Raw genomic sequence first — 1,241 nt, forward strand, 5'->3', positions numbered from 1 at the left:
TCATCGAGAGGCGTACAGGGCCGAGGGCAAGGGCTTTGTGCTGACATTTCATAACTACGTCGGCAACGACTACACACATCCGGCCTTCGCGCCGTGGCGCCCCATGTACCACGCCAAGGCCGTGTCCTACGTCGCGACATTTCCAGATTACGAAACATTGAGGAGGACATTGCCATGATACCTTGCCGACGCTGCAAATACTTCTGGCCCGAAACGGGCGAATGCCGAGTCAACCCGCCAACCCCACAAGGATTCCCTAAGGCCCCGAAGGGTGGCGGCTGTGCAAAGGGCTTCCCCACGGGCCTAGAGAAATTCGATTGCGGGGACTGCCGATGGTTCAGGGATGGGTGTTGCTACAAGCGCGACATCGGCATGGGCTCGGGGGCCGGGGCCTGCCCGCACTTTGAACACGACTAGGATGCGGCCGTCATGCTCAAAAATTTGTTTTGAAAAACCCTTAACCGTCCCGGGGCTGGACACCCAGCCACGCCTGGCCCCGGACAGAGGAGACAACCATGGATCGACCGCAAACCCCGAACGACTATCCGCGCTGGGCATTGTCCCGATTAGCATTCGTTCACGAACTGCGAAGGACGGCCCGGTCAATCCTGGACATCGACCCGAAGACGCCACGGTCCAGCGTCGTCTGGCTGTCCCTGGAGCTGTCCGGCCTGGCCGATGCCCTGTCATCGGAGTGGTTTGACCGGGGGCGCCTTAGTCTCCACGATCAATAGGGCCGGACCGGTGTCGGACTGTCGCGTCAATTCTAACTCACAAACACAAACGAGGTGTTGCACTGGGAGGGCCTCGATTCTTACCGACCTCTAGGGCCGGACCGGTGTCGAACTGTCGTGTGCGGTTATCTGTAAATTTTAGGGCAAAAACACAAGCCAAGTGGGAGGTGTACCCAAAATCTTAACGAAATTTAGCTTAAAGACCGGTGCTTGACCCTTTCTTTGATAAAAACCACAAAAAAACATTGAGGATAACGAAATGGAAACCAACAAGACATTGCAGCTACTCGAATCGCATCCCTTGACCGTGAAAATGCGCGAAGAGCAAGCGGCCGAAATTTTGGCCGTAAGGCAGGCCGCCTTTGAGAGCATGGTCCTGAGCAAGGATGAGGCAGGCCGCCAGGCCGAAAAGATCCAGCAGAAGATCGACAAGGCCATGGAGGCCCTTGAAGCCAAAAAGGCCGCCCTGGCCTCGGCCAAAAGTGCAGTTTTGACGCTCCAGGCCGA

Annotated in this window: 3 protein-coding genes; all 3 read left to right on the forward strand. The window is 56.9% G+C overall.

Annotated features, from left to right (window positions below):
* Positions 1-174: 174 nt before the first annotated feature.
* Positions 175-417 (forward strand): hypothetical protein, encoded by a 243-nt coding sequence (locus EOM25_15130; GenBank protein ID NCC26512.1) that lies wholly within the window; start codon positions 175-177, stop codon positions 415-417.
* 98 nt (positions 418-515) lie between these two features.
* Complete coding sequence (locus tag EOM25_15135) at positions 516-734, forward strand: hypothetical protein (GenBank protein NCC26513.1); 219 nt, start codon at positions 516-518, stop codon at positions 732-734.
* A 259-nt stretch (positions 735-993) separates the two neighbouring features.
* The coding region (locus EOM25_15140) for a hypothetical protein (protein ID NCC26514.1) at positions 994-1,241 on the forward strand (248 nt) is incomplete at its 3' end.

This window comes from Deltaproteobacteria bacterium (assembly GCA_009929795.1).
GTDB lineage: Bacteria > Desulfobacterota > Desulfovibrionia > Desulfovibrionales > Desulfomicrobiaceae > RZZR01.